The sequence below is a fragment of the Tenacibaculum finnmarkense genomovar ulcerans genome (genome assembly GCF_900239495.1).
Taxonomy (GTDB): domain Bacteria; phylum Bacteroidota; class Bacteroidia; order Flavobacteriales; family Flavobacteriaceae; genus Polaribacter; species Polaribacter ulcerans.
This window is the reverse complement of the sequence record NZ_OENE01000007.1, coordinates 142,623-164,022: the sequence shown is the minus strand read 5'-3', so window position 1 is coordinate 164,022 and position 21,400 is coordinate 142,623. Positions and strand designations below refer to the sequence as shown.

At 31.2% G+C, this 21,400-nt stretch carries 16 protein-coding genes; 11 read left to right on the top strand and 5 right to left on the bottom strand.

Annotated features, from left to right (window positions below; all coding sequences use genetic code 11):
- Nucleotides 1-14: 14 nt before the first annotated feature.
- Genes DPIF8902391_RS03180 through DPIF8902391_RS03170 form a run of 3 tightly spaced genes read right to left on the bottom strand, consistent with a single transcriptional unit; the run spans nucleotide 15 to nucleotide 3,788 of the window.
- Nucleotides 15-1,379 (bottom strand): hypothetical protein, encoded by a 1,365-nt coding sequence (locus DPIF8902391_RS03180; RefSeq protein WP_172505024.1) that lies wholly within the window; start codon nucleotides 1,377-1,379, stop codon nucleotides 15-17.
- Entirely contained in the window at nucleotides 1,366-3,081 is a 1,716-nt protein-coding gene (locus tag DPIF8902391_RS03175; RefSeq protein ID WP_172505023.1) for a hypothetical protein, read from the bottom strand. The genes DPIF8902391_RS03180 and DPIF8902391_RS03175 overlap by 14 nt, the downstream gene beginning before the upstream one ends.
- Nucleotides 3,082-3,116: 35 nt before the next feature.
- The gene (locus tag DPIF8902391_RS03170; RefSeq protein WP_172505022.1) at nucleotides 3,117-3,788 is read right to left on the bottom strand and encodes a hypothetical protein; all 672 of its coding nucleotides are present in this window, start codon (nucleotides 3,786-3,788) and stop codon (nucleotides 3,117-3,119) included.
- A 501-nt stretch (nucleotides 3,789-4,289) separates the two neighbouring features.
- Here DPIF8902391_RS03170 and pruA point away from each other — a divergent pair.
- The 7 genes from pruA to DPIF8902391_RS03135 all read left to right on the top strand — a co-directional run bounded on the left by pruA (nucleotide 4,290) and on the right by DPIF8902391_RS03135 (nucleotide 15,764).
- On the top strand, nucleotides 4,290-5,915 hold the full coding sequence (gene pruA / locus DPIF8902391_RS03165) for an L-glutamate gamma-semialdehyde dehydrogenase (protein ID WP_172505021.1): 1,626 nt from the start codon (nucleotides 4,290-4,292) through the stop codon (nucleotides 5,913-5,915).
- A 186-nt stretch (nucleotides 5,916-6,101) separates the two neighbouring features.
- On the top strand, nucleotides 6,102-8,966 hold the full coding sequence (locus DPIF8902391_RS03160; protein ID WP_239779716.1) for a M16 family metallopeptidase: 2,865 nt from the start codon (nucleotides 6,102-6,104) through the stop codon (nucleotides 8,964-8,966).
- 152 nt (nucleotides 8,967-9,118) lie between these two features.
- Nucleotides 9,119-9,514: a (deoxy)nucleoside triphosphate pyrophosphohydrolase gene (locus tag DPIF8902391_RS03155; protein WP_172505020.1), complete on the top strand. Its 396-nt coding sequence runs from the start codon at nucleotides 9,119-9,121 to the stop codon at nucleotides 9,512-9,514.
- Nucleotides 9,504-12,917: a DUF3427 domain-containing protein gene (locus tag DPIF8902391_RS03150; RefSeq protein WP_239720158.1), complete on the top strand. Its 3,414-nt coding sequence runs from the start codon at nucleotides 9,504-9,506 to the stop codon at nucleotides 12,915-12,917. Before DPIF8902391_RS03155 ends, DPIF8902391_RS03150 begins: the two co-directional genes overlap by 11 nt.
- Before the next feature lie 67 nt (nucleotides 12,918-12,984).
- Nucleotides 12,985-14,223, top strand: a complete 1,239-nt coding sequence (locus DPIF8902391_RS03145; RefSeq protein WP_172505019.1) for a DEAD/DEAH box helicase — start codon at nucleotides 12,985-12,987, stop codon at nucleotides 14,221-14,223.
- 471 nt (nucleotides 14,224-14,694) lie between these two features.
- Nucleotides 14,695-15,111: a GlcG/HbpS family heme-binding protein gene (locus DPIF8902391_RS03140; protein ID WP_058886098.1), complete on the top strand. Its 417-nt coding sequence runs from the start codon at nucleotides 14,695-14,697 to the stop codon at nucleotides 15,109-15,111.
- A 164-nt stretch (nucleotides 15,112-15,275) separates the two neighbouring features.
- The gene (locus tag DPIF8902391_RS03135; RefSeq protein WP_172505018.1) at nucleotides 15,276-15,764 is read left to right on the top strand and encodes a DUF6428 family protein; all 489 of its coding nucleotides are present in this window, start codon (nucleotides 15,276-15,278) and stop codon (nucleotides 15,762-15,764) included.
- A 206-nt stretch (nucleotides 15,765-15,970) separates the two neighbouring features.
- Here DPIF8902391_RS03135 and rsmG read toward each other — a convergent pair whose 3' ends face one another.
- A complete protein-coding gene (gene rsmG / locus DPIF8902391_RS03130) occupies nucleotides 15,971-16,600 on the bottom strand; it encodes a 16S rRNA (guanine(527)-N(7))-methyltransferase RsmG (RefSeq protein ID WP_058886100.1) in 630 nt (209 codons plus the stop codon).
- A gap of 158 nt (nucleotides 16,601-16,758) precedes the next feature.
- Here rsmG and DPIF8902391_RS03125 point away from each other — a divergent pair, with 158 nt between their 5' ends.
- Nucleotides 16,759-17,850 (top strand): fatty acid desaturase family protein, encoded by a 1,092-nt coding sequence (locus DPIF8902391_RS03125; RefSeq protein ID WP_172505017.1) that lies wholly within the window; start codon nucleotides 16,759-16,761, stop codon nucleotides 17,848-17,850.
- Between the two features lie 58 nt (nucleotides 17,851-17,908).
- A complete protein-coding gene (locus DPIF8902391_RS03120) occupies nucleotides 17,909-19,096 on the top strand; it encodes a pyridoxal phosphate-dependent aminotransferase (protein ID WP_172505016.1) in 1,188 nt (395 codons plus the stop codon).
- A gap of 71 nt (nucleotides 19,097-19,167) precedes the next feature.
- On the opposite strand, the gene DPIF8902391_RS03115 is transcribed toward DPIF8902391_RS03120, so the two are convergent.
- A complete protein-coding gene (locus tag DPIF8902391_RS03115) occupies nucleotides 19,168-19,731 on the bottom strand; it encodes a retropepsin-like aspartic protease (protein ID WP_172505015.1) in 564 nt (187 codons plus the stop codon).
- Between the two features lie 42 nt (nucleotides 19,732-19,773).
- Here DPIF8902391_RS03115 and DPIF8902391_RS03110 point away from each other — a divergent pair, with 42 nt between their 5' ends.
- Together DPIF8902391_RS03110 and DPIF8902391_RS03105 are read left to right on the top strand one after the other, a co-directional pair.
- Nucleotides 19,774-20,538 (top strand): TatD family hydrolase, encoded by a 765-nt coding sequence (locus DPIF8902391_RS03110; protein WP_172505014.1) that lies wholly within the window; start codon nucleotides 19,774-19,776, stop codon nucleotides 20,536-20,538.
- The gene (locus DPIF8902391_RS03105) at nucleotides 20,531-21,013 is read left to right on the top strand and encodes a methylated-DNA--[protein]-cysteine S-methyltransferase (protein WP_394810784.1); all 483 of its coding nucleotides are present in this window, start codon (nucleotides 20,531-20,533) and stop codon (nucleotides 21,011-21,013) included. Before DPIF8902391_RS03110 ends, DPIF8902391_RS03105 begins: the two co-directional genes overlap by 8 nt.
- The last annotated feature ends 387 nt before the right edge of the window (nucleotides 21,014-21,400 follow it).

The following is a 21,400-nucleotide window of genomic DNA, read 5'->3' as shown; positions in this document are numbered from 1 at the left end:
TTACAAACAGGGTATCACTTAATTGTTTGATACAGAGATTTTAGCGCACTTGTTTTAAAACAAACTTTAACCGACACCTTATTATTAGTAGCAACGACTGCCTTTATTGTTTTTATTTCAGCTAAATACTTCGTGAAATTTTCTAAAGAAGTATCTTGAGTTTTTAAATATTTTTCTACCTCTATAAAAAGCAAAAATTTAGTATGCTCATTAAACTTCTTATTCTTTTGCTTACTTAAAATAGTATTAGATTCATCTTTTGAAGATAAAAACAAGCTCTTTTCCTGCTGATAAGCATAGGTTTTAAACAACGGATTTACAAGCAATATTTTTTTTCCATTAATATTTTTTAGTGCTTTTTTTGATGATAAATAATTAAAAATAGTAGTTCCTCCAAAACTTACATTTACATCAGGGACTATTGTTTTTTTAATCGTTGTTTTTGCAATTTTATTAAAATCATCATCATATTGATACGTTACAACGCTATCTTTTCGTTGGATAAAAGCATTTAAATTGGCATTAAATTCACCATTCCAATGCCTTTGAAGACTATCGATTGATAAATTTGTGAATTTTTCAAACCTATCTTTTGATGATTTATCTAAATAATCGCTCAAAAAAGATTTTTTTACTTTCCCTGAAACAGTTGCTAATAAACCATTATTTATATTGTTTTCAGAAGATAAAAAAGGCGTGTTTTTTTCAGATAATTCTCCAAGTATTGATATTTCATTTTCATCAATTCCAAGTTCTAAAAAATCGTTAGTTTTAGTTGATAAAGCAATAAGTTCTTTGCTGTTTTTTAATTTCTGAACAATGCTATTTTCATCTTTTAAATAATTATTTGTATTTAAAAGAATCTTTAGTTTCGTTTCAACTTTAGTAATTTCATCTATATTAAAAACAATTCTTAATTGATTATTATTGATAAAATAAACCGTCTTTTTACTGATGAAATAAACAGCATTTTCAAGTGATTTTTTAACAAATTTATCTTGATTAAAAAAAGATAATAAATCCGCTTTATTTTTGATTTCAATAACAGTACTTACCCACGTATTTTTTAAAATATCGTTATTGCTATAAAAAAAAACATCCGAAGGAATTTTAAGCTTTTCAAACAAAGAACCAACTTTAGTTTGCTTATTTTTTTTAGACGATTTTAAATATGTTAAAGGATGTTTTACAACATCCTTTAACATATTATATGCTATTTCACGTAAATTTACACGAATAATTACATCCGCAGAAACAGGTATTTTAACATCCGTATTTTCTCTAGGATAATACTTAAAATATCCGAAGGTAAACAGTGTGCTAATCAGCAGAAAAATAACAAATAATACTTTTTTAAACATCTCGTTACTTTGCAACATTATTTATAAAATCAAACAATAATTTTAAGGTATTTTCTTGTTTACCCTTGGTATTTAATTCAACTTTTGATGCTATTTTATTTCCTTTCATTTTTGAAACCACAAAACGAACATCCTGAATATTATCATTCGAAAAAGCAATCATTTTTCTTTCAGTACTTCGAAATGATTTTTTTGGTAAATGAGCAAGTAACGCATTTACATCGGCAAATAAAACACTTGAATTTTTCTTAATTAACCTGCGGTGTTTTCTTATTTTAAAACTTCTTTTTCCTAGCGATAATTTTACCGCTCTTACTTTTGAATTTGTAATATAAAACACCTCATTTTTTATAACCGCATATACATTAAACGGTAATTTTGCTTTTTTAACATCCAATTCAAAAACATTTTTTACTCCTTTTACGAGCTTATGCTTTTGCCCTAATTTGAATAATTTTGTTAGTAATTTTTCTTCTTTTGAGCCCATCATAAAAGTAAAATCGGGCATTAATGTTTCTTTTGTTTTGGTTATTTCTTTACGTTTATAATTGTCATCATATTTATATGATTTATAAGATACCTGTTTTTTTTCAAAACCATTTAATACAAATAAAGCATCGCCAGTAACTAAGCTTGCCATTGCTTTTTCATCTATAATTAATGATAATACATCGCCAACAAGGCTAATTTCTTGACTAAATTTGGGAAACATTCCGCCATACATTTTGTCAACCATTGCTGGGTATTCTAGCAATAATTGTTCGGTATTTATAGAAACACTCCAAAAAGCCAAGGCATTATCATGATTAAAACTATTAATTAGAGTGCTGTTCATTTTTTGATTATAAATCTTTTTGAACGATTTTTTCATGTCATCGCTAACAGTCATTTCTAATAATAAATTGGCATTTTTTTTATTAAAAAACAGATTAGCTGTTACCGTTTCTATTCCGTTAATGTTTTCACCATTTTGAGGCATTAATGAAGCTATTGATGTTTTTAAACCTCTTCCTAAAGAGCCAATTACATCGGCTATTAATTCGCCATAATTACGCACCCAAAGTGTTGCAACAGCATTTCTTTTTTTCGCCTTTTGAAAGCTTGGATTTACCGCAATTGAAGTTAATAAACCATTAGTTGCTATTGAAAATCCTTTTTGTAAAATCCATTTTTTTGACAGGGATTTTTTTACAGCATACATCGATTGTCCTTCTTGTTTTAGTTTTTCAAAACGCTCGGTATGTTGCTTAAAATACCCACGGTGTTTATCACCTTTTACAAAAACAAGAAACTCATTATTCCAAAGCATTAATTCGCTGTTTTTTTGAATATAACTATACCCTTGTTCTTTTTTAATTTTCTTTAAATCTCTTGATTTCAACATCGCTTGATAACGAGCTTTATCGTTGATTTTCACTAAAAATGTATGGTATGAAATACTATCAGTTCTTTCAAAAAAGTAATATGCGTTTGATTTTATAGCAATTCCTGCGCCACCCACTGAGCTTATTTTATCTTCTCTTTTTCGATTAATAACTTTTAACATTTCTTCGCCTAAAAAACTGTTGTCTATTTCTGAAATGTTTATTAATTTGAATAAATTATCAGCATCGGCAACGACTACAATATCGGAAGTATTGGGAATTTTGTTTTCTAATTTTTGAGCCTGTAAAGCTACAAATATGTTTATAAATAGTAGGGTAGCAATTAGTTTTTTCATGGTTGTTTTTAATTTTTTCAAGTTTAGTTTAGCGTTTAGTTTAGTAGTTTAATATTATTTTTTATCGTTTGTTTATTGTTGATAATTTCTTGAGCATTTACTCGTAAAAACACTGCTTTTTTACTTTTTGATATTTTAGCAAGTTTATTTGAATACGATTTTACAGGCGTTTCAAAACGATACACACTGGTGTAACTAGCAGTTTCAAAAACTTTTCTATCCTTCATTTTTGTTTTCTGAAACTCTTTTCCGATATTAAAATGATGACTTCGGATGAAGGTTTTACGTATTTTATCGTACTTAAAATGAGGTTTTTTTTGCAGTGCTAATGCGTCTTTTTTATTACTAAAAGTTGCTAAAACGCTGTTAAGTGCTTTTGCAGTATCAAAATCACAAGAAATACTTACAATAAAATCATCAAAATTTAAGCTGTTTTTTACTTGGTGAATCCCTTGAATAGTTTTCATTTTTTTTACAATAACAGCTACTTTTTTTTGAATTGTTACTTTCGATGGAACTTTATAACCGTTTATGCTGTCTAATAATAATATAGACGCTATTTTAGTTTTACTTTTACTTAAATTTAATGTAAATGTAGCTGTTCCTGAGCCATCTTTATGAAAAGATATTTCTTCTACAAACTCAAAACAACTTGTGAATAACAACATCGAAATTATTGATAAAAACAACAATCGTATTTTATACATAACTTTTTTTAATTGCGAAAGTAATAAAAAACAGTATTCAAAAACCTTCGTATTTATTAAAACAGTATTTTTAAACGTTTATACATTTTTTTATGTAACAATTTTAAAAAGAAGCAAAAATGCCTAGCCCCGATTGAAGCAATTGTTTGAGCTCCTTTTTTTGATTTTTTCTTCAAAAAAAGAGCGAGTGCGGAAAGCGGGAAATTGCTTCAAATAATTTTTAATAAAACAGTAACAATCTTCTTTTAACATAAAATAAGTATAGGGTATTACCTTATTGTATTCACTATTTTTAATTGCCCTGCATATATGGTATATTATTTTGATAAATCAGACGTAAAAACAACTTAGTAATTATTAAAATAAGTGTTAACTTTGTTCCGTAAAGTAATCTTTTGATTCTTTTACTTTATGAAAAATTTATATCGGCTAATTAAAGGCTTTTATGCTATTTTTCATTTTTAAATAAGATTTTTTTTAACATACAAACAACATACTAAAATGGCAAGAGGATTTTTTAAAGTTCCAGAGGCAGTAAACGAACCTGTAAAAGGATACGCTCCTGGATCGGCAGAAAGAGAAGAGTTATTAGCTACTTACAAAGCGATGTATAATAGCAATATTGATGTGCCAATGCATATTAATGGTGAAGAAGTTAGAACCGGAAACACTAAAAACATTACACCTCCACACGATCATAAACACGTGGTTGGTCAATATCATACTGCTGATAAATCGCACGTAGATGCTGCTATTAGTACTGCTTTAGCTGCAAGACAAGAATGGTCTAGTACTTGTTGGACTGAGCGTGCTTCTATTTTCTTAAAGGCTGCTGAATTATTAGCGGGTCCTTATAGAGCAAGAATGAATGCTGCAACAATGATTGCACAATCTAAAAACGTACACCAAGCTGAAATTGATGCATCATGTGAAATGATTGACTTTTTCCGTTTTAATGTACAGTATATGACTGATATCTTTAAAGATCAGCCAGCTTCTGCACCTGGAATTTGGAACAGAGTTGAGTACAGACCTTTAGAAGGTTTTGTATATGCAATTTCTCCTTTTAACTTTACTTCTATTGCAGCAAACTTACCTGCAGCAGCTGCCTTAATGGGTAACGTTGTTGTTTGGAAGCCATCTGACCATCAAGCATATTCTGCACAAGTAATTGTAGATTTATTTAAAGAAGCTGGTTTACCTGACGGTGTAATTAACGTTGTATATGGTGATCCTGTTATGATTTCTGATACTGTATTAGCATCTGCTGATTTCTCTGGATTACACTTTACAGGTTCAACTCATGTTTTCAAAAACTTATGGAAACAAATTGGAAATAACATCCATACTTACAAAACATATCCAAGAATTGTTGGTGAAACTGGTGGAAAAGATTTTATCTGGGTTCACAACTCATCAAACCCTTTACAAGTTGCTACTGCAATAACTAGAGGTTCTTTTGAATACCAAGGACAGAAATGTTCTGCTGCTTCACGTGCTTACATTCCTGCTTCTATGTGGGAAGAAGTTAAAGGTCATTTAATTGCGCAAGCTGCTGAAATTAAAATGGGTTCTCCTGAAGACACTAACAACTTTGTTAACGCTGTTATTCATGAAGGTTCTTTTGATAAAATAGCAAGTTTTATTGACGCTGCAAAAGCGGATGCGGATGCTGAAATTATTATTGGTGGAAACCATGATAAATCGGTAGGATACTTTATTGAGCCTACTGTAATCGTAGCTAAATCGCCTACGTATGCAACTATGACAACTGAATTATTTGGTCCTGTTATGACTGTTTTCGTATATGAAGATGATCAATGGGAAGCTTCATTAAAATTAGTTGATGAATCTACTGAATACGCATTAACTGGTGCTATCTTTTCTACGGATAGATACATTGTTGAAAAAGCTTCTAAAGCTTTAGAAAACGCTGCTGGAAACTTCTATATTAACGATAAACCAACTGGTGCTGTTGTAGGACAACAACCTTTTGGTGGAGGAAGATCTTCAGGAACAAATGATAAAGCAGGTTCTGCTCAAAACTTATTACGTTGGACTTCTGTTCGTTTAATAAAAGAAACATTTGTAACTCCTACAGATTATAAATACCCTTTCTTAGGATAAGTTTTAAAATTATATCTAAATTTAGATAATTTTTATATTAAAAAGAAACCTCATCAATAATTGATGGGGTTTTTTCGTGCTATTTTCTGCTAAAATCTAGCATTTATTTAACAAAATTCATTTTATAGATGCTGTATCTTTATCACCTTAATAAACATTAAAAAAACACTAAAAAACCCTTAAATAATGTTCAAAAAACTACTCTTATTTTCCACCGCAATGCTTTTTATTACCTGCGCTTCGGATACAAAAGAAAACGCAACAAATAACACAACAGACATTTCAAAACCGACCTCATCGTTAAGTGTTCCTTTTGAAAAATTTGAATTAGACAACGGCTTACAAGTTGTTTTACATACCGACACATCCGACCCTGTGGTAGCTGTTGAGCTAATGGTTCATGTAGGTTCGGCTAGAGAAACCGAAGGAAAAACAGGTTTTGCACATTTATTTGAACATTTATTATTCTTAGAATCTGAAAATTTAGGAAAAGGAGGCTTAGACAAAATGAGTGCTAAAATTGGTGGTTCAGGTGCTAACGGATCTACCAACAGAGACCGTACCAATTATTTACAAACCGTACCAAACGATGCTTTAGAAAAAATGATTTGGGCAGAGGCAGATAAATTAGGTTGGTTTATAAACACCGTAACCGACCCTGTTTTAGCCAAAGAAAAACAAGTGGTAAAAAACGAGAAACGTCAAAGTGTTGACAACCGTCCGTATGGTTTTAATCAGCAAATTATTGATCGAAATTTATACCCGAAAAATCATCCGTACAACTGGCAGGTAATTGGCTCATTAGAAGACTTGCAAAATGCTACTTTAAACGATGTAAAAACCTTTTTCAAAAAATGGTATGTTCCTAACAATGCTACCTTAGTTTTATCGGGTGATTTTGACACTGCAAAAGCTAAAGAATGGGTTTATAAATATTTCAACGAAATTCCAAGAGGTGAAAAAATTACACCTTTAGCTAAAAAACCAGGAAAGCTTGAAACATCAAAATCGTTTTATTTTGAAGATAATTTCGCCAAATTACCAAAGCTAACAATTGCCTGGCCAACGGTTGCTTTATACCATGAAGATTCGTATGCTTTAGATGTATTAACTCAGTATTTATCGCAAGGAAAAAAAGCCCCTTTAAATACTATTTTAGTTGATAGTTTAAAACTTACCGCTAGCACAAGCATGTGGAATTGGTCGTCAGAATTAGCAGGGCAAGCACAATTATCGGTTCGTGGTTTTAATAATGTTGATTTGAATGCTATTAACAAAGGAATTACTACGGCTTTCGTTAATTTTGAAAAACAAGGGATTTCTGATAAAGATTTAAACCGTATAAAAGCAGGTTTAGAAACCAATTTTTACAGCAGCTTGGCGAGCGTACTTGGTAAAGGAACTAATTTAGCATCTTACAATACCTATGCAGGAAATCCGGCGCTTATCAACAAAGAAATTGAACGTACTTTAAAGGTTAGTAAAGAAGATGTAATGCGTGTTTACACTACCTATATTAAAGATAAAAATGTTGTAACAACAAGTTTTGTTCCTAAAGGAATGACCAAATTAGCCTTAAAAGATGCTAAAGAAGCGGTTATAAAACAAGAAAAAATTGTTGCAGGAGCTGAAGAAAAATTCGATGCTAAAATTGCAGCGAAATACAGTAAAACACCTTCAAAAATAAACAGAGCTACAGAGCCATCTTACGGAAAAAAACCTACTTTAAGTGTTCCTGCTATTTGGAAAAACAACTTAAAAAACGGCATTAAAGTATTTGGAATTGAAAATAGTGAAGTTCCTTTGGTACGTTTTAATATTGTTATTGACGGCGGTCAGCTAGTAGAAAACATGAATTTATTAGGTGTTGCAAACCTAACGGCTCGTTTAATGAATAACGGTACAAAAAATAAAACCGTAGCTCAATTAGAAGAAGCTATTGAAGAATTAGGTGCCGATATTACTTTTTATTCAGGGAAACAAGGCATTACTATAAGCGGTACTACTTTGGCTAAAAACTACAATAAAACCATTGCTTTGGTTAGCGAAATGCTATTAGAACCTCGTTGGGATGCTAGCGAATTTGAATTGATTAAAAAATCGGTAATTGGTAATTTACGTCAGCAAGAAGCGAGTCCGGCAACAATTACCAAAAATATTTACAACGAGTTGATTTACGGGAAAGACAATATCCGTTCTAAGAATACCCTAGGAAGTATTGCTTCTGTAAAAAAAATAACTTTAGATGATTTAAAATCATATTATTCAAGCTATTTTTCGCCATCGGTTGCTAAAATGCACATTGTTGGGGCTATAAACAAAGAAAAAGCGCTTGCTCCTTTGACCGATTTAACGACTAAATGGGCTGCTAAAGAAGTACGTATTCCTGTATATAAAACTCCTGAAGCGCCAAAAAAATCAAGTATTTATTTTTATGATGTTCCTAATTCAAAGCAATCTATTATTAGTTTTGGTGCGCCTGCTTTAGCGGCTACCGATGCTGATTATTACCCAGCATCGGTAATGAATTATATTCTTGGTGGTGGTAGTTTTGCATCTCGATTAACACAAGAATTAAGAGAAGGAAAAGGATATACTTATGGTATTTACTCTTATTTTTCAGGAACAAAAGCAGCAGGTCCGTTTACTATTTTTAGTCGTGTTAGAAGTAATGTTACTTTAGAATCGGCAGAATTGGTTAAAAAAATAATTACCGACTACCCTACTACTTTTTCTGATAAAGATTTGGCGACTACCAAAGGGTTTTTAATTAAAAGTAACGCCCGACGTTTTGAAACTATGAGTGCTAAATTAAATATGTTACAAAATATTAGTGCTTATAATTTAGATACTGATTACGTTAAAAACCGTGAAAAAATAGTTACTGATATGACTATTGAAAAAATACAGGCTTTGGCTAAAAAATACATCAATCCGAACAGAATGATTTGGCTTTTTGTAGGTGATGCCAAAACACAATTAGCCCCTTTAAATAAATTAGGATTCGGAAAGCCTATTTTATTAAACGATGCTAAAAAGACGGTTAAATAATACTTTATGAGCTCGCTATTTTTAATTTATAGCCTGTTTTATAATTAAAAGCAATCTCAAAGATGAGGTTGCTTTTTTTTGGTTGGAATTTTCTGTGGAAAGAAGTTGTTTTTTAAGCTAACTTAGCTAGCCTTAAATACAAGTGAAAAAAAATGAAAAAAGTAGAAGTTGTTGCTGCGATAATAATCCATAATGATTTAATATTCTGCGCACAAAGAGGAGAAAATAAATTAGCCTATATTTCTAATAAATTTGAATTTCCAGGAGGTAAAATTGAAGCTGGTGAAACAAAGAAAGAAGCTCTTAAAAGAGAACTGATAGAGGAATTAAATATAACGCCAGAAATAAATAATTTATACCTTACTGTTAATCATACATATCCCGATTTTGAATTAACAATGCACAGTTTTATCTGCAAAGTAAATTCTACGGATATTACATTAAACGAACATATATCTGGTCAATGGTTATCAAAAGAAAAATTAAGTAATCTTGATTGGGCCGCCGCTGATTTACCTATTGTAAAAAAACTAATGAATGATGAATAATTTTTTTACAAACAACTTTAAAAAAAGTTTAGATACTGGTTTTATAGATAAAAAAACGGTGTCAAATACTTTATACCGACCTAAATTATTAGTAAACAAAAAAATACCGAAAGAAAAAGTACTTTCAACACTTCTTCAAGAGCTAAATTTTTGTGAAGAATTTTATATTTCTGTAGCATTTGTAACTACTAGCGGTATCGCTGTATTATTAAATACACTTTTAAAACTAGAGCAAAAGGGTGTAAAAGGGAAGGTATTAGTTTCTCAATATTTAAATTTTACACAGCCAGAAGCGCTTAAAAAGCTATTACTTTTTAAAAATATAGAATTAAAAATAGCAACCAAAAACAATTCTCACTCTAAAGGCTACATTTTTAAAACTAACGATTATTATAATATAATTATTGGAAGTAGTAATTGGACAGCCGCTGCACTAACAACAAATAAAGAGTGGAATTTAAAAGTTTCAGGCTTACACGCTAGCGAAATTGCAAATAATGTTCTTTTAGAATTCGAAGCTGATTTTTTACAAGCAACCCATGTTAGTAAAGAATATATAGCTGAATATGAAGTTATTTATAATAAAAATAGGTTATCTAAATTTAATTACCCTGAAATTGGAAAACAAGCGACTATTACACCGAACACCATGCAGTTTGAGGCTTTAGAAAACTTAAAAAAAATACGATTAGATAAAAAAAATAAAGCACTTATAATTTCGGCAACAGGTACTGGAAAAACCTACTTAGCGGCCTTTGACGTACTAGAATTTAAGCCTAAAAAATTATTATTTGTTGTTCATCGTTTAAATATTGCTAAAAAAGCACTTGAAACTTTTAAAAAAATATTTAAGAACACAAAAACCTTCGGTTTATATTCTGGTAATAAAAGAGAATTAGATGCCGATTTTATTTTTTCAACAATACAAACTATTTCAAGAGAAGACCACTTATCCGAATTTGAAAAAGATCATTTTGATTATATAATTATAGATGAATCGCATCGTTCGGGTGCTACCTCTTATTTGCGTTTAATGGAATATTTCAATCCTAAATTTTTATTAGGAATGACTGCAACTCCTGAACGTACAGATGGAAATGATATTTTCAGCTCATTTGACCATAATATTGCCTATGAAATACGATTGAACAAAGCAATGGAAGAAGGCATGTTAAGCCCTTTTCATTATTATGGAATTACAGATTTAAAAGTAAACAACGAAATTCTTGAAAACACCAACGATTTTAATCTTTTAAATACCGATGAAAGAGTTAAAAAGATCATAGAAAATGCAAAATTATACGGAAGTGATAATGGAATAACTAGAGGCTTGGTTTTTTGCGCAAGAAATGAAGAAGCGAATAACCTATCTATTAAATTTAATGAAAAAGGTTTTAAAACAATTGCGTTGTCGGGAAGTAATTCGGAACAAGAAAGAGCAGAGGCAATTCGCTTATTAGAATCTGATAATATTAACGAAAAAATTGATTATATTTTTACTGTTGATATATTTAATGAAGGAATAGATATTCCAAAAATCAATCAAATTTTAATGATTCGACCGACTGATTCTGCCATTATTTTTGTGCAACAATTAGGTAGAGGATTAAGAAAAACTACCGGTAAAGATTACTTAACTGTTGTTGATTTTATTGGAAATCATAAAAATAATTATTTAATTCCTGTAGCTCTTTACGGAGACACTTCCTACAATAAAGATACCCTAAGAAAATTAATATCAGAAGGAAGTAAAATGTTAGCCGGTTCTTCTACTATTAATTTTGATGAAATATCTAAGGATAAAATATTCAAATCAATAGATTCAGCAAACATGAAGGTTCTTTCAGATTTGAAAAAGGATTATCGATTATTAAAATACCGATTAGGTCGCATACCTATGATGGTTGATTTTTTGAACAATGAAGCTAGAGACCCTTATTTATTTGTAGAATATTCTAAATCGTACTATAATTTTACAGCAAAAGTAGATGAAGATTTTAAGGCTGTTTTGAACCCTAAATTAGTAAAGCTTTTAGAGTTATTTTCAAAGGAAATCAATAATGCAAAAAGAATAACAGAATGTATTCTATTAAAAGAACTTATTACCTTAGGAGAATTAACTTTTGAAAATTTAAAGAAAATAATTTATCAAAATTATAAATTTGAAATTAGTGAGCAAACGATAACTTCAACAATTTCAAACCTTAATTTTGAATTTACCCGCGAAAAGAAGAACAAAAAACTTATTAGCGTAAAAGAAATTTATGACCTAGAAATCATAACTGTAAATGGAAAAGTAATTCTTTTAGCAAATCCGTTTATAAAAAATTTAAAAGAGTCATGTTTTAAAGAATATTTGATAGATTCTTTAGAGTATTCTATATTTAAATTCAAGGAAAAATTTCAATTAGAAAATTGGAAAGATGGATTTATTTTGTATCAAAAATACTCTAGAAAAGATGTTTTTAGGATTTTAAATGTCAAAGAAAATCCAGTTGCACAAAATGTAGGCGGGTATTTGGTGAGTCCTGATTATAAACATTGTCCCATTTTTGTAAATTATGATAAAGAAGAAGATATTTCTGAATCTACTAAATACGAAGATGAATTTGTAAATAATAAAGAGTTTAATTGGATGTCTAAATCTAATAGAAAATTAGAGAGTAAAGATGTTCAGTCAATATTAGGAAATAATGGCGCTATTAGACTACCCTTATTTATTAAAAAAAGTAACGATGAAAGTAAAGAATTTTATTATATGGGAGATGTGCATCCTAATAAAGAAAAAGTAGAGCAAACTGCCTTGAAAAATGATAGTGGTAAAAATGTTTCGGTAGTTAAAATTAGATTTAATTTAGAAAACACCGTTCCTGAAAACCTTTATCATTATATCACAATGAGTACTAAACCAAAGGAAAATAAGTTAGAACTTGTAAAAGAAGCTATCGTCGAAAAAGAAAAATGGACCATTCCACTATATGATTTTTATGCCGCAGCAGGAAATTTCAGTGAATTACAATCAGAAAAAACATTTTCTAAAATTGAAGTCCCTGAAAAATATGCCTTAAATACCGATTATTTTGCTTGTAAAATTATTGGTGAATCAATGAATAAAAGAATACCTAATGGTTCAATCTGTATTTTTAAAAAATATTCAGGAGGTTCGCGATCAGGTAAAATTTTATTAATAGAAAACCATGACATTCAAGACACTGATTTTAATTCCGCATTTACAGTAAAAACATATGCAAGTCAAAAAAATGTAACAGAACAAGACTGGGAACATACCCAAATCGTTTTAAAACCCAACTCTTATAACCCTTCTTATAAAGATATAATTATCGATCAAGAGAATGCCAACAACATGAATATTGTTGGTGAATTTATGAGTGTTTTAAAATAACCTCCCAACCAAACTTATAAATTTCATGTAAGTTTGAATTACAGTATCTTTGCAAAAAAAATAATCAATGAAGTTTACAGACTTACATCTTAATACCGATATTTTAAAAGCACTTAGTGAACAAAAATATCACACAGCAACCTTAGTACAACAGAAAGTAATTCCGTTAGTACTAGATAAAAAAGATGTAATTGTTGGATCGCAAACAGGATCGGGTAAAACAGCGGCTTTTGCATTGCCAATTATCCATAATTTAGCGCAAGAACTAGCCCTTGTTCCTGAAAGAGGCCCTAAAAAAATAAAAGCTTTAGTAGTAAGCCCAACCAGAGAACTGGCAATACAAATTCAAGAAAGTTTTAGCACCTACGCAGCACACACAAACATACTAGCAGGAGTTGTTTACGGGGGAATATCAACCAAAGCACAAAAAGAAACTTTAGCAAAAGGAATTGATGTTTTAGTAGCAACACCAGGGCGTTTAATCGATTTACACGAACAAGGATCTGTTGATTTAACCAGCTTAAAAACCTTTGTTTTAGACGAAGCCGATTTAATGTTAGACATGGGTTTTATCCATGATGTAAAAAAGATTGAAGCACTTTGTCCTCGCAAAAAACAAACACTTTTATGCTCGGCTACCATGCCCGAAAAAGTAAGCGATTTAGCAAAACAAATGTTGTATAAGCCAACAATTGTTAACGTTATCCCTACCGATAACACCGTTAATAAAATTGGGCAATTATTATATTACACGCCTAAAAAACACAAAGTAGATTTGTGTTTATATTTACTAAAAAACACTATACAAGGGCGTATTCTTATCTTCAGACGCACCAAATTTGGCGTTGATAAATTAGAGCAAACCCTTATTAAAAACGGCTATAACGTAACGAGTATTCACGGCGATAAAACCCAAATTTTACGTAACCAAGCCATTGACGATTTTAAAAGCAACAAAGCGAATATTCTAATCGCTACCGATGTTGCCGCTCGTGGTATTGACATTCATAAAATTGATGCTGTAATTAATGTAGATATTCCAAATGTTCCTGAAACTTATGTACACCGAATCGGTAGAACTGGTAGAGCAGGAAAAGCGGGAATTGCATTTTCATTCTGTGGAGCCGATGAAACTAGCTATATTAAAAGCATTCAAGAGGTTTTAAAACGCCCGATAAAAATTATTGAAGATCACCCGTTTTTATTGGTAAAACCAAAACATATAAAGCAACCAAATACGATTAGCACCAATAAAAAAGGACGTAAGTCTGAAGCTTCTAAAAAGAAGAAAAAACGCTGGTATTAAAACCTTATATAAAATTTCTATTTTTAGAATTTAAAAGCCTTTTCAACCTGTTTGAAAAGGCTTTTTTTTATGCAAAACATTAAAATTAATAAGAAAAATTTTTTGAAGCAATCTCCCGCTTTCCGCACTCGCTTTTTTTATTTTTTGAAAAGAAAAAATAAAAAAGAGCTCAAACAATCGCTACAATCGGGGCTAGGATTCGAACCTATTTCAAAATAAATAATTAGCCAATTTTATTTAATTTTTATCAACGAAAATCCGTTAAATTAGCATCTAAATAAAATCAGCAAAAATCAGTGAAATCAGCGTCTAAATAAAAATTCGTGAAAATCCGTGAAATCAGCGTCTAAACCAGCATCTAAATAAAATCAGCAAAAATCCGTGAAATCAGCGTCTAAATCAGCATCTAAAAAAAATTCGTGAAAATTCGTGAAATTAGCGTCTAAATCAGCATCTAAAAAATTTAATCCTATGAATATTACCTTAAGCCAAGCAAAAAAAGTACTTGCTACTGCAACAGTAAAAGCGACACAATTAAATACAAAAATGAGTATTTCTGTAGTAGATGCAGGCGCAAACTTAGTCGCTTTCGAACGTATGGATGGTGCTTTTTTAGGACCTATTGATATTGCCATGAAAAAAGCAAAAACAGCCGCTTTGTTTGGTAAAAACACCGATATTCTAGGTAAGTTATCGCAACCTGGGCAACCTTTATACAATATCGAACACTCTAATAATGGCATGATTACCTTTGCTGGAGGAATCCCTATAAAAAATCCCGACGGCGTACTTATTGGCGCTATTGGCGTAAGCGGTAGCACGGTAGAAAATGATTTTAAAGTAGCACAAGCAGGTGTAAATGCTCTTTTAAAGACTGTAAAACTCTAAAGCTAGCACTATTTTTTCTAGCCCCGATTGTAGCAATTGTTTGAGCTCCTTTTTTTTCCTTCAAAAAAAAGAGCGAGTGCGGAAAGCGGGAAATAGCTTCAAAAAAATTATATTAATCTCTCATTATAATAAAACGATTCACTTATTTTAAAATAAAAAAAATCATGAAATTATCAGAAATTAAAAAACATTTATCAAGCTTAAAAAACATCAGTTTTAAATTACCAAATGGCGAATTAGTACCGAGTCATTTTCACGTAACAGAAGTCGGAAGAGTTACCAAAAACTTTATCGATTGTGGCGGAACAGTAAGAACCGAAGAGCTTGTAAACTTTCAATTATGGGAAGCCGATGATTATGACCACCGATTGCATCCTGAAAAATTAATGAGCATTATTGCGCTTTCTGAAAAAGTACTACATATTGCCGATTTAGATATTGAAGTGGAATATCAAGGAACAACAATTGGTAAATATGGGCTAGATTTTGATGGAACTCACTTTTTATTAACAAGCACGCTAACCGATTGCTTAGATAAAGATAAATGTGGTATTCCTGATGCAAAAGCAACTAAAATTAGTGAAAAACCAAAAGTAAAATTAGCGGAAATTCAAGAACAAACAAGCTGTGCGCCTAATTCGGGATGTTGTTAAGTCTTTAATAATTGTAAAAAACGGTCAGTTCGAGTAATTTTTTTCTTCAAAAAATTGTATCGAGAACTTTTTTATCTTCAAAATAAAGAAAAATAAAATATAAATTCTCGATACAATTTTAATTCCTTTTAGTCATTAAAATCACTCGAATTGACAACGTTTTTAAATAAATACTGAATTATAGGAAAACAGCTAATTATATAAAATTACGCCTTAAATTTCATCCCTAAATGCACTACTTTTTTGGTTTCATAGAAATCTTCTTCAAAGAAATCTGGTAAATCATAAATCGTTGCTGAGGTATATTTTTCTAATTCTTCCGATAAATCGCCTCCTTTTAAATATAAAATTCCGTTTTTTAAATCGTGATTCTGCTTTTTAGAGATTTTTCCTTTTGTCCATCCTACAAATGTTTCCATTTGAGCTACCGCTCTACTTACAATAAAATCGTAGGTATCTTTTACCTCTTCAACACGTCCGTTGGTGGTTTTTACGTTTTCTAAACCTAAGCCTGCCACTACTTCATTGACTACTTTAATTTTTTTTCCGATAGAATCTACCAAATGAAACTGGGTTTCTGGAAATAAAATTGCCAATGGAATCCCTGGAAAACCTCCACCTGTACCAACATCCATAACCTTAGAACCTGGTTTAAATTGCATCACTTTTGCTATTCCTAAAGAATGTAATACATGACGTAAATACAATTCATCAATATCTTTACGAGAAACTACGTTAATTTTTAAATTCCAATCTTCATATAGTTCTTGTAATTTTGAAAACTGTGCTAATTGTGTTTCCGTTAAGTCGGTAAAGTATTTTTTTATAAGTTCCATTGATATTGTGATTGAATATATTTTTCAGTGCAAAAGTAAAAAACTAATCGGGAATACGCATTTATCTAACAAAAGATATCTTTCTTGTTAAAAAGTGGTTTGTAATCAATAATATAGGGTAAAAACGTTTATTTTTGCTATATATAATACACAACACAATGAAGACTATAAACTTCTCACGAACAAACAATGTAAAGTTCTTTCGAACGCTAAATAAAAAGGTAAATACCTATTTTAAAGAAAACAATATTAAGCGTACGGGTAACTGGAAATTGTATAGTAAAGCAATTATTATGTTTGCTACTTTCTTAGTTCCTTTTGCTTTAATATTAACCGTGCCAATGCCCGAATCAACAATGCTTTTACTTACCGTTATTACAGGAATTGGTATGGCAGGTGTTGGTATGAACGTAATGCACGATGCCAACCACGATTCTTTTTCAAGCAAAAACTGGCTGAATAAATTAATGGGAAGCAGTATTTATATTTTAGCAGGAAATGTCTATAACTGGAAAGTTCAACACAATGTATTGCACCATACTTTTACCAATATTAAAGGACATGATGAAGATATTGACGCTGGTAGAATTATCCGTTTTTCGAAGCATTCAAAATGGTTGCCTGTACATCAATTTCAAAAATTTTATTCAATATTTTTATACGGATTATTAACCATTAACTGGGCTATTACTACCGATGTAAAACAAATGAGTAGTTATTTAAAACGTAAGTTATCCTATGGTAAATTCCCTAATCCGAAGGTAGAATGGACAAAATTAGTAATTTCTAAAATTGTTTATTATTCATTATGGATTGCATTGCCATTATTGGTTTTAAACATTGTTTGGTGGAAAGTTTTACTAGGTTTTTTTGTAATGCACTATACCGCAGGGATGATTTTAAGCGTTGTTTTTCAATTAGCACACGTAGTTCCAAAAACAGAAATGCCATTGCCTGATAAAGACGGAAATTTAGAACATACCTGGGCAGTTCATCAATTATATACCACCTCTAATTTTGCACCTACAAACTGGTTGGTTAATTTTTATACTGGTGGATTAAATCATCAGGTAGAACACCATATTTTTCCACATATTTCGCATGTTCATTATAATAAAATAGCAAAAATAGTCAAGGAAACTGCCGCTGAATTTGACTTGCCATACAACGAATACAAAACAATGACAAGAGCTTTTATTGAGCACTTTAAACAATTAGGAAGTTTGGGTGAAAAACCTCATGCAGCTTAAAATAATACGCATTTTAACAACACGCATTTTAACAAAATGCACCTTAATAATATAATCAATGTCAAACGCATTATCAAACAGAATTAACAGTTTACCAATATCTCAAACCTTGGCGATGGCTGCTAAAGCAAGAGAATTAAAAGCCGCAGGTAAAGATATTATCAGTTTAAGCTTAGGAGAACCTGACTTTAATACGCCCGATTTTATTAAAGATGCCGCGATCGAAGCAATTAATCAAGATTATAATTCATACACACCTGTGGATGGTTATGTCGAATTAAAAGAAGCTATTTGCACCAAATTTAAGCGTGATAATAACGTAACCTATACGCCAAATCAGATTGTCGTTTCAACAGGAGCAAAACAATCGATTGCAAATATTGCACAGGTGTTATTAAACCCAGGCGATGAGGTTTTATTACCAGCGCCTTATTGGGTAAGCTACTCAGCAATTGCCACTTTATGTGAGGCTAAATTTGTTGAAATCCCTTCTTCTATTGATACCGATTTTAAAATTACACCAGCACAATTAGAAGCAGCAATTACGCCTAAAACAAAAATGATTTTCTTTAACTCGCCAAATAATCCAAGTGGAACTATTTATACCGAGGCAGAATACAGAGCATTGGCGAAAGTATTAGAAAATCACCCAAATATTTATATTTTATCGGACGAAATTTACGAACATATCAACTACGGAACAAAACATTTTAGTTTTGCAGCTATCGAAAATATGTACGACCGTACTATTACCGTAAACGGATTAGCGAAAGCATTTGCGATGACAGGTTGGAGAATTGGTTTTATCGGTGCGCCACAATGGATTGCTAAAGCGTGTACAAAAATGCAAGGGCAAATTACTTCAGGAACAAACTGTATTGCACAACGTGCTGCAATTACGGCTGTTTTAGCAGAGCCTAGTAAAATTAAATATATGGTTGATGAATTTAAAACTCGTAGAGATTTAGTTTTAAGTTTATTTTCAGAAATTGAAGGTTTTAAATTAAATATTCCTGAAGGAGCATTTTATGTTTTTCCTGATGTATCTTCTTTCTTCGGAAAAACAATTAAAGGACATGAAATTAACAATGCAAGTGATTTTTCTATGTTATTATTAGAAGAAGCAAATGTAGCAACCGTAACTGGTGAAGCTTTTGGTGCGCCTGCTTGTATTCGTATGTCGTATGCGGCTTCGGAATTACAATTACGTGAGGCAGTCAGAAGAATTAAAGAAGTATTAGCCTAATATTTATATCTTCGGATAAAATATTTTATAGAAAATCTCACAACATAACGTTGTGAGATTTTTTAGCTTATTTAAAAAGGCACTTTTGATAAATTACCTTCATTTTTACGGGCTATTTTCTTTGCTATTTTTCGGGCTATTTTTTGCTGTTTTTTCGCAGCTTTTTCAGCTAGTTTTTTGAGCCTCTTTTCGTTGATTTTCTTCAGATATAAAACACCTTTATCATAATCAATCAAAGCCTTGCCACTCTCTAAAATATCAGCCCCGATAATACCATCAACCTCTGTAGCATCGTGCTGAATTAACGCCGTATTTACGTGTACCAAATCAAATAAAACCAAGTTAGATTTTGTAGTTTTCCACTTCCCTATTTTCAATACATTATTTTTTGACACTCGAGTTTCCATATCAATTGCCCCTGCTCCTGCTGCTTTGACTTCGCTTTCTTGCGATACCAATTTAAAACGATTCACCAAATCTAAACCAACACACGAATTTGAAGCACCTGTATCTAAAATAAACGTTCCTTTTATACCGTTTATTTTTGCAGTTAACTCTAAGTGATGTGTTTCCTTTTTGCGGAGTTTTATTTTTGAATACTTCTTTTTCTTTAATACCTTCTTCAAACTTGCCATTTCTCGTACTTTTGTGGTTTTGCTAATTGTAAATATACATAAATGATTACCGATACACACACCCATTTATATTCCGAAGAATTTGACCAAGACAGAACTGAAATGATACAACGTGCAAAAGATGCGGGCGTTTCTCGTTTTTTTATCCCAGCAATTGACAGTTCATCCACAGAAAGAATGTTCGATTTAGAAAAAAACTTCCCGAACGATGTTTTTTTAATGATGGGTTTACATCCGACTTATGTCAAAGAAAACTATAAAGAAGAACTAGCACACGTAAAAAAATGGATTGACAAACGTCCTTTTTATGCCATCGGTGAAATTGGGATTGATTTATATTGGGATAAAACCTTTGTAACCCAACAACAAGAAGCCTTTAGAACACAAATTCAGTGGGCAAAAGAAAAAAAGTTACCCATTGTAATTCATTGCCGAGATGCTTTTGATGAAGTATTTGAAGTATTAGAAGCCGAAAAAGGCGCTGATTTATTCGGGATTTTTCATTGTTTCACAGGAACTTTAGAGCAGGCAAAACAAGCAATTTCATATAATATGAAATTAGGAATTGGCGGAGTTGCCACTTTTAAAAAGGGTAAAATCGATAAGTTTTTAAATGAAATCGATATAAAAGATATTGTTTTAGAAACCGATTCACCCTATTTAGCACCAACACCTTACCGAGGAAAACGCAACGAAAGCGCTTATTTAACCAATGTTGTAGATAAATTAGTTGATATTTACGGATTAACTTTTGATGAAATATCAGCAATTACCACACAAAATTCTAAAGATATTTTTAGTGTCTAATTTACAAACCACCTATTACAAAACTCCCATAGGAACTGCCAAAATTGTTGGCAACCAAAACGGAATTCAATCGGTTTCAGTTGTAGATGAACAAATTAATTCTTCAACTGAAATCCCGATTTGTTTACAAAATTGTGTTACCCAATTATCCGAATATTTTTCAGGAACACGAACAACTTTCGATTTAAAATTAAATCCTCAAGGAACAGATTTTCAACAAAAAGTTTGGGCAGAATTATTAAATATTCCATTCGGAAAAAGCACCACTTATTTACAGCAATCAAAGCAATTAGGAAACATAAAAGCAATACGAGCCGTAGCATCGGCAAACGGAAAAAACCCCATTCCGATTATAATTCCTTGTCATCGAGTTATCGGTTCAGACGGTTCATTAACAGGCTACGCAGGCGGTTTATGGCGTAAAAAATGGCTTCTAGAACATGAAAGTGATTGTAAACAGCAAAGTTTATTTTAATATTTGAAGCTATTTCCCGCTTTCCGCACTCGCTTTTTTTTGAAGAAAAATCAAAAAAAGAGCTCAAACAAATGCTTCAATCGGGGCTAGGAAATAGTTACTTCAAAGCAAATAAACGTCATGCTGAATTTATTTCAGCATCGCATCAACAGGAGAAATACGGCAAATAAAGATGCGAACCTCAAAAAAATTAGCGAAAATCCGTGAAATTCGCGTCTCAAAATAAATCAGCGAAATCAAAACCTCAAAAAAATCAGCGAAAATCCGTGAAATTCGCGTCTCAAAATAAATCAGCGAAATCAAAACCTCAAAAAAATCAGCGAAAATCCGTGAAATTCGCGTCTCAAAATAAATCACGAAATCAAAACCTCAAAAAAATCAGCGAAA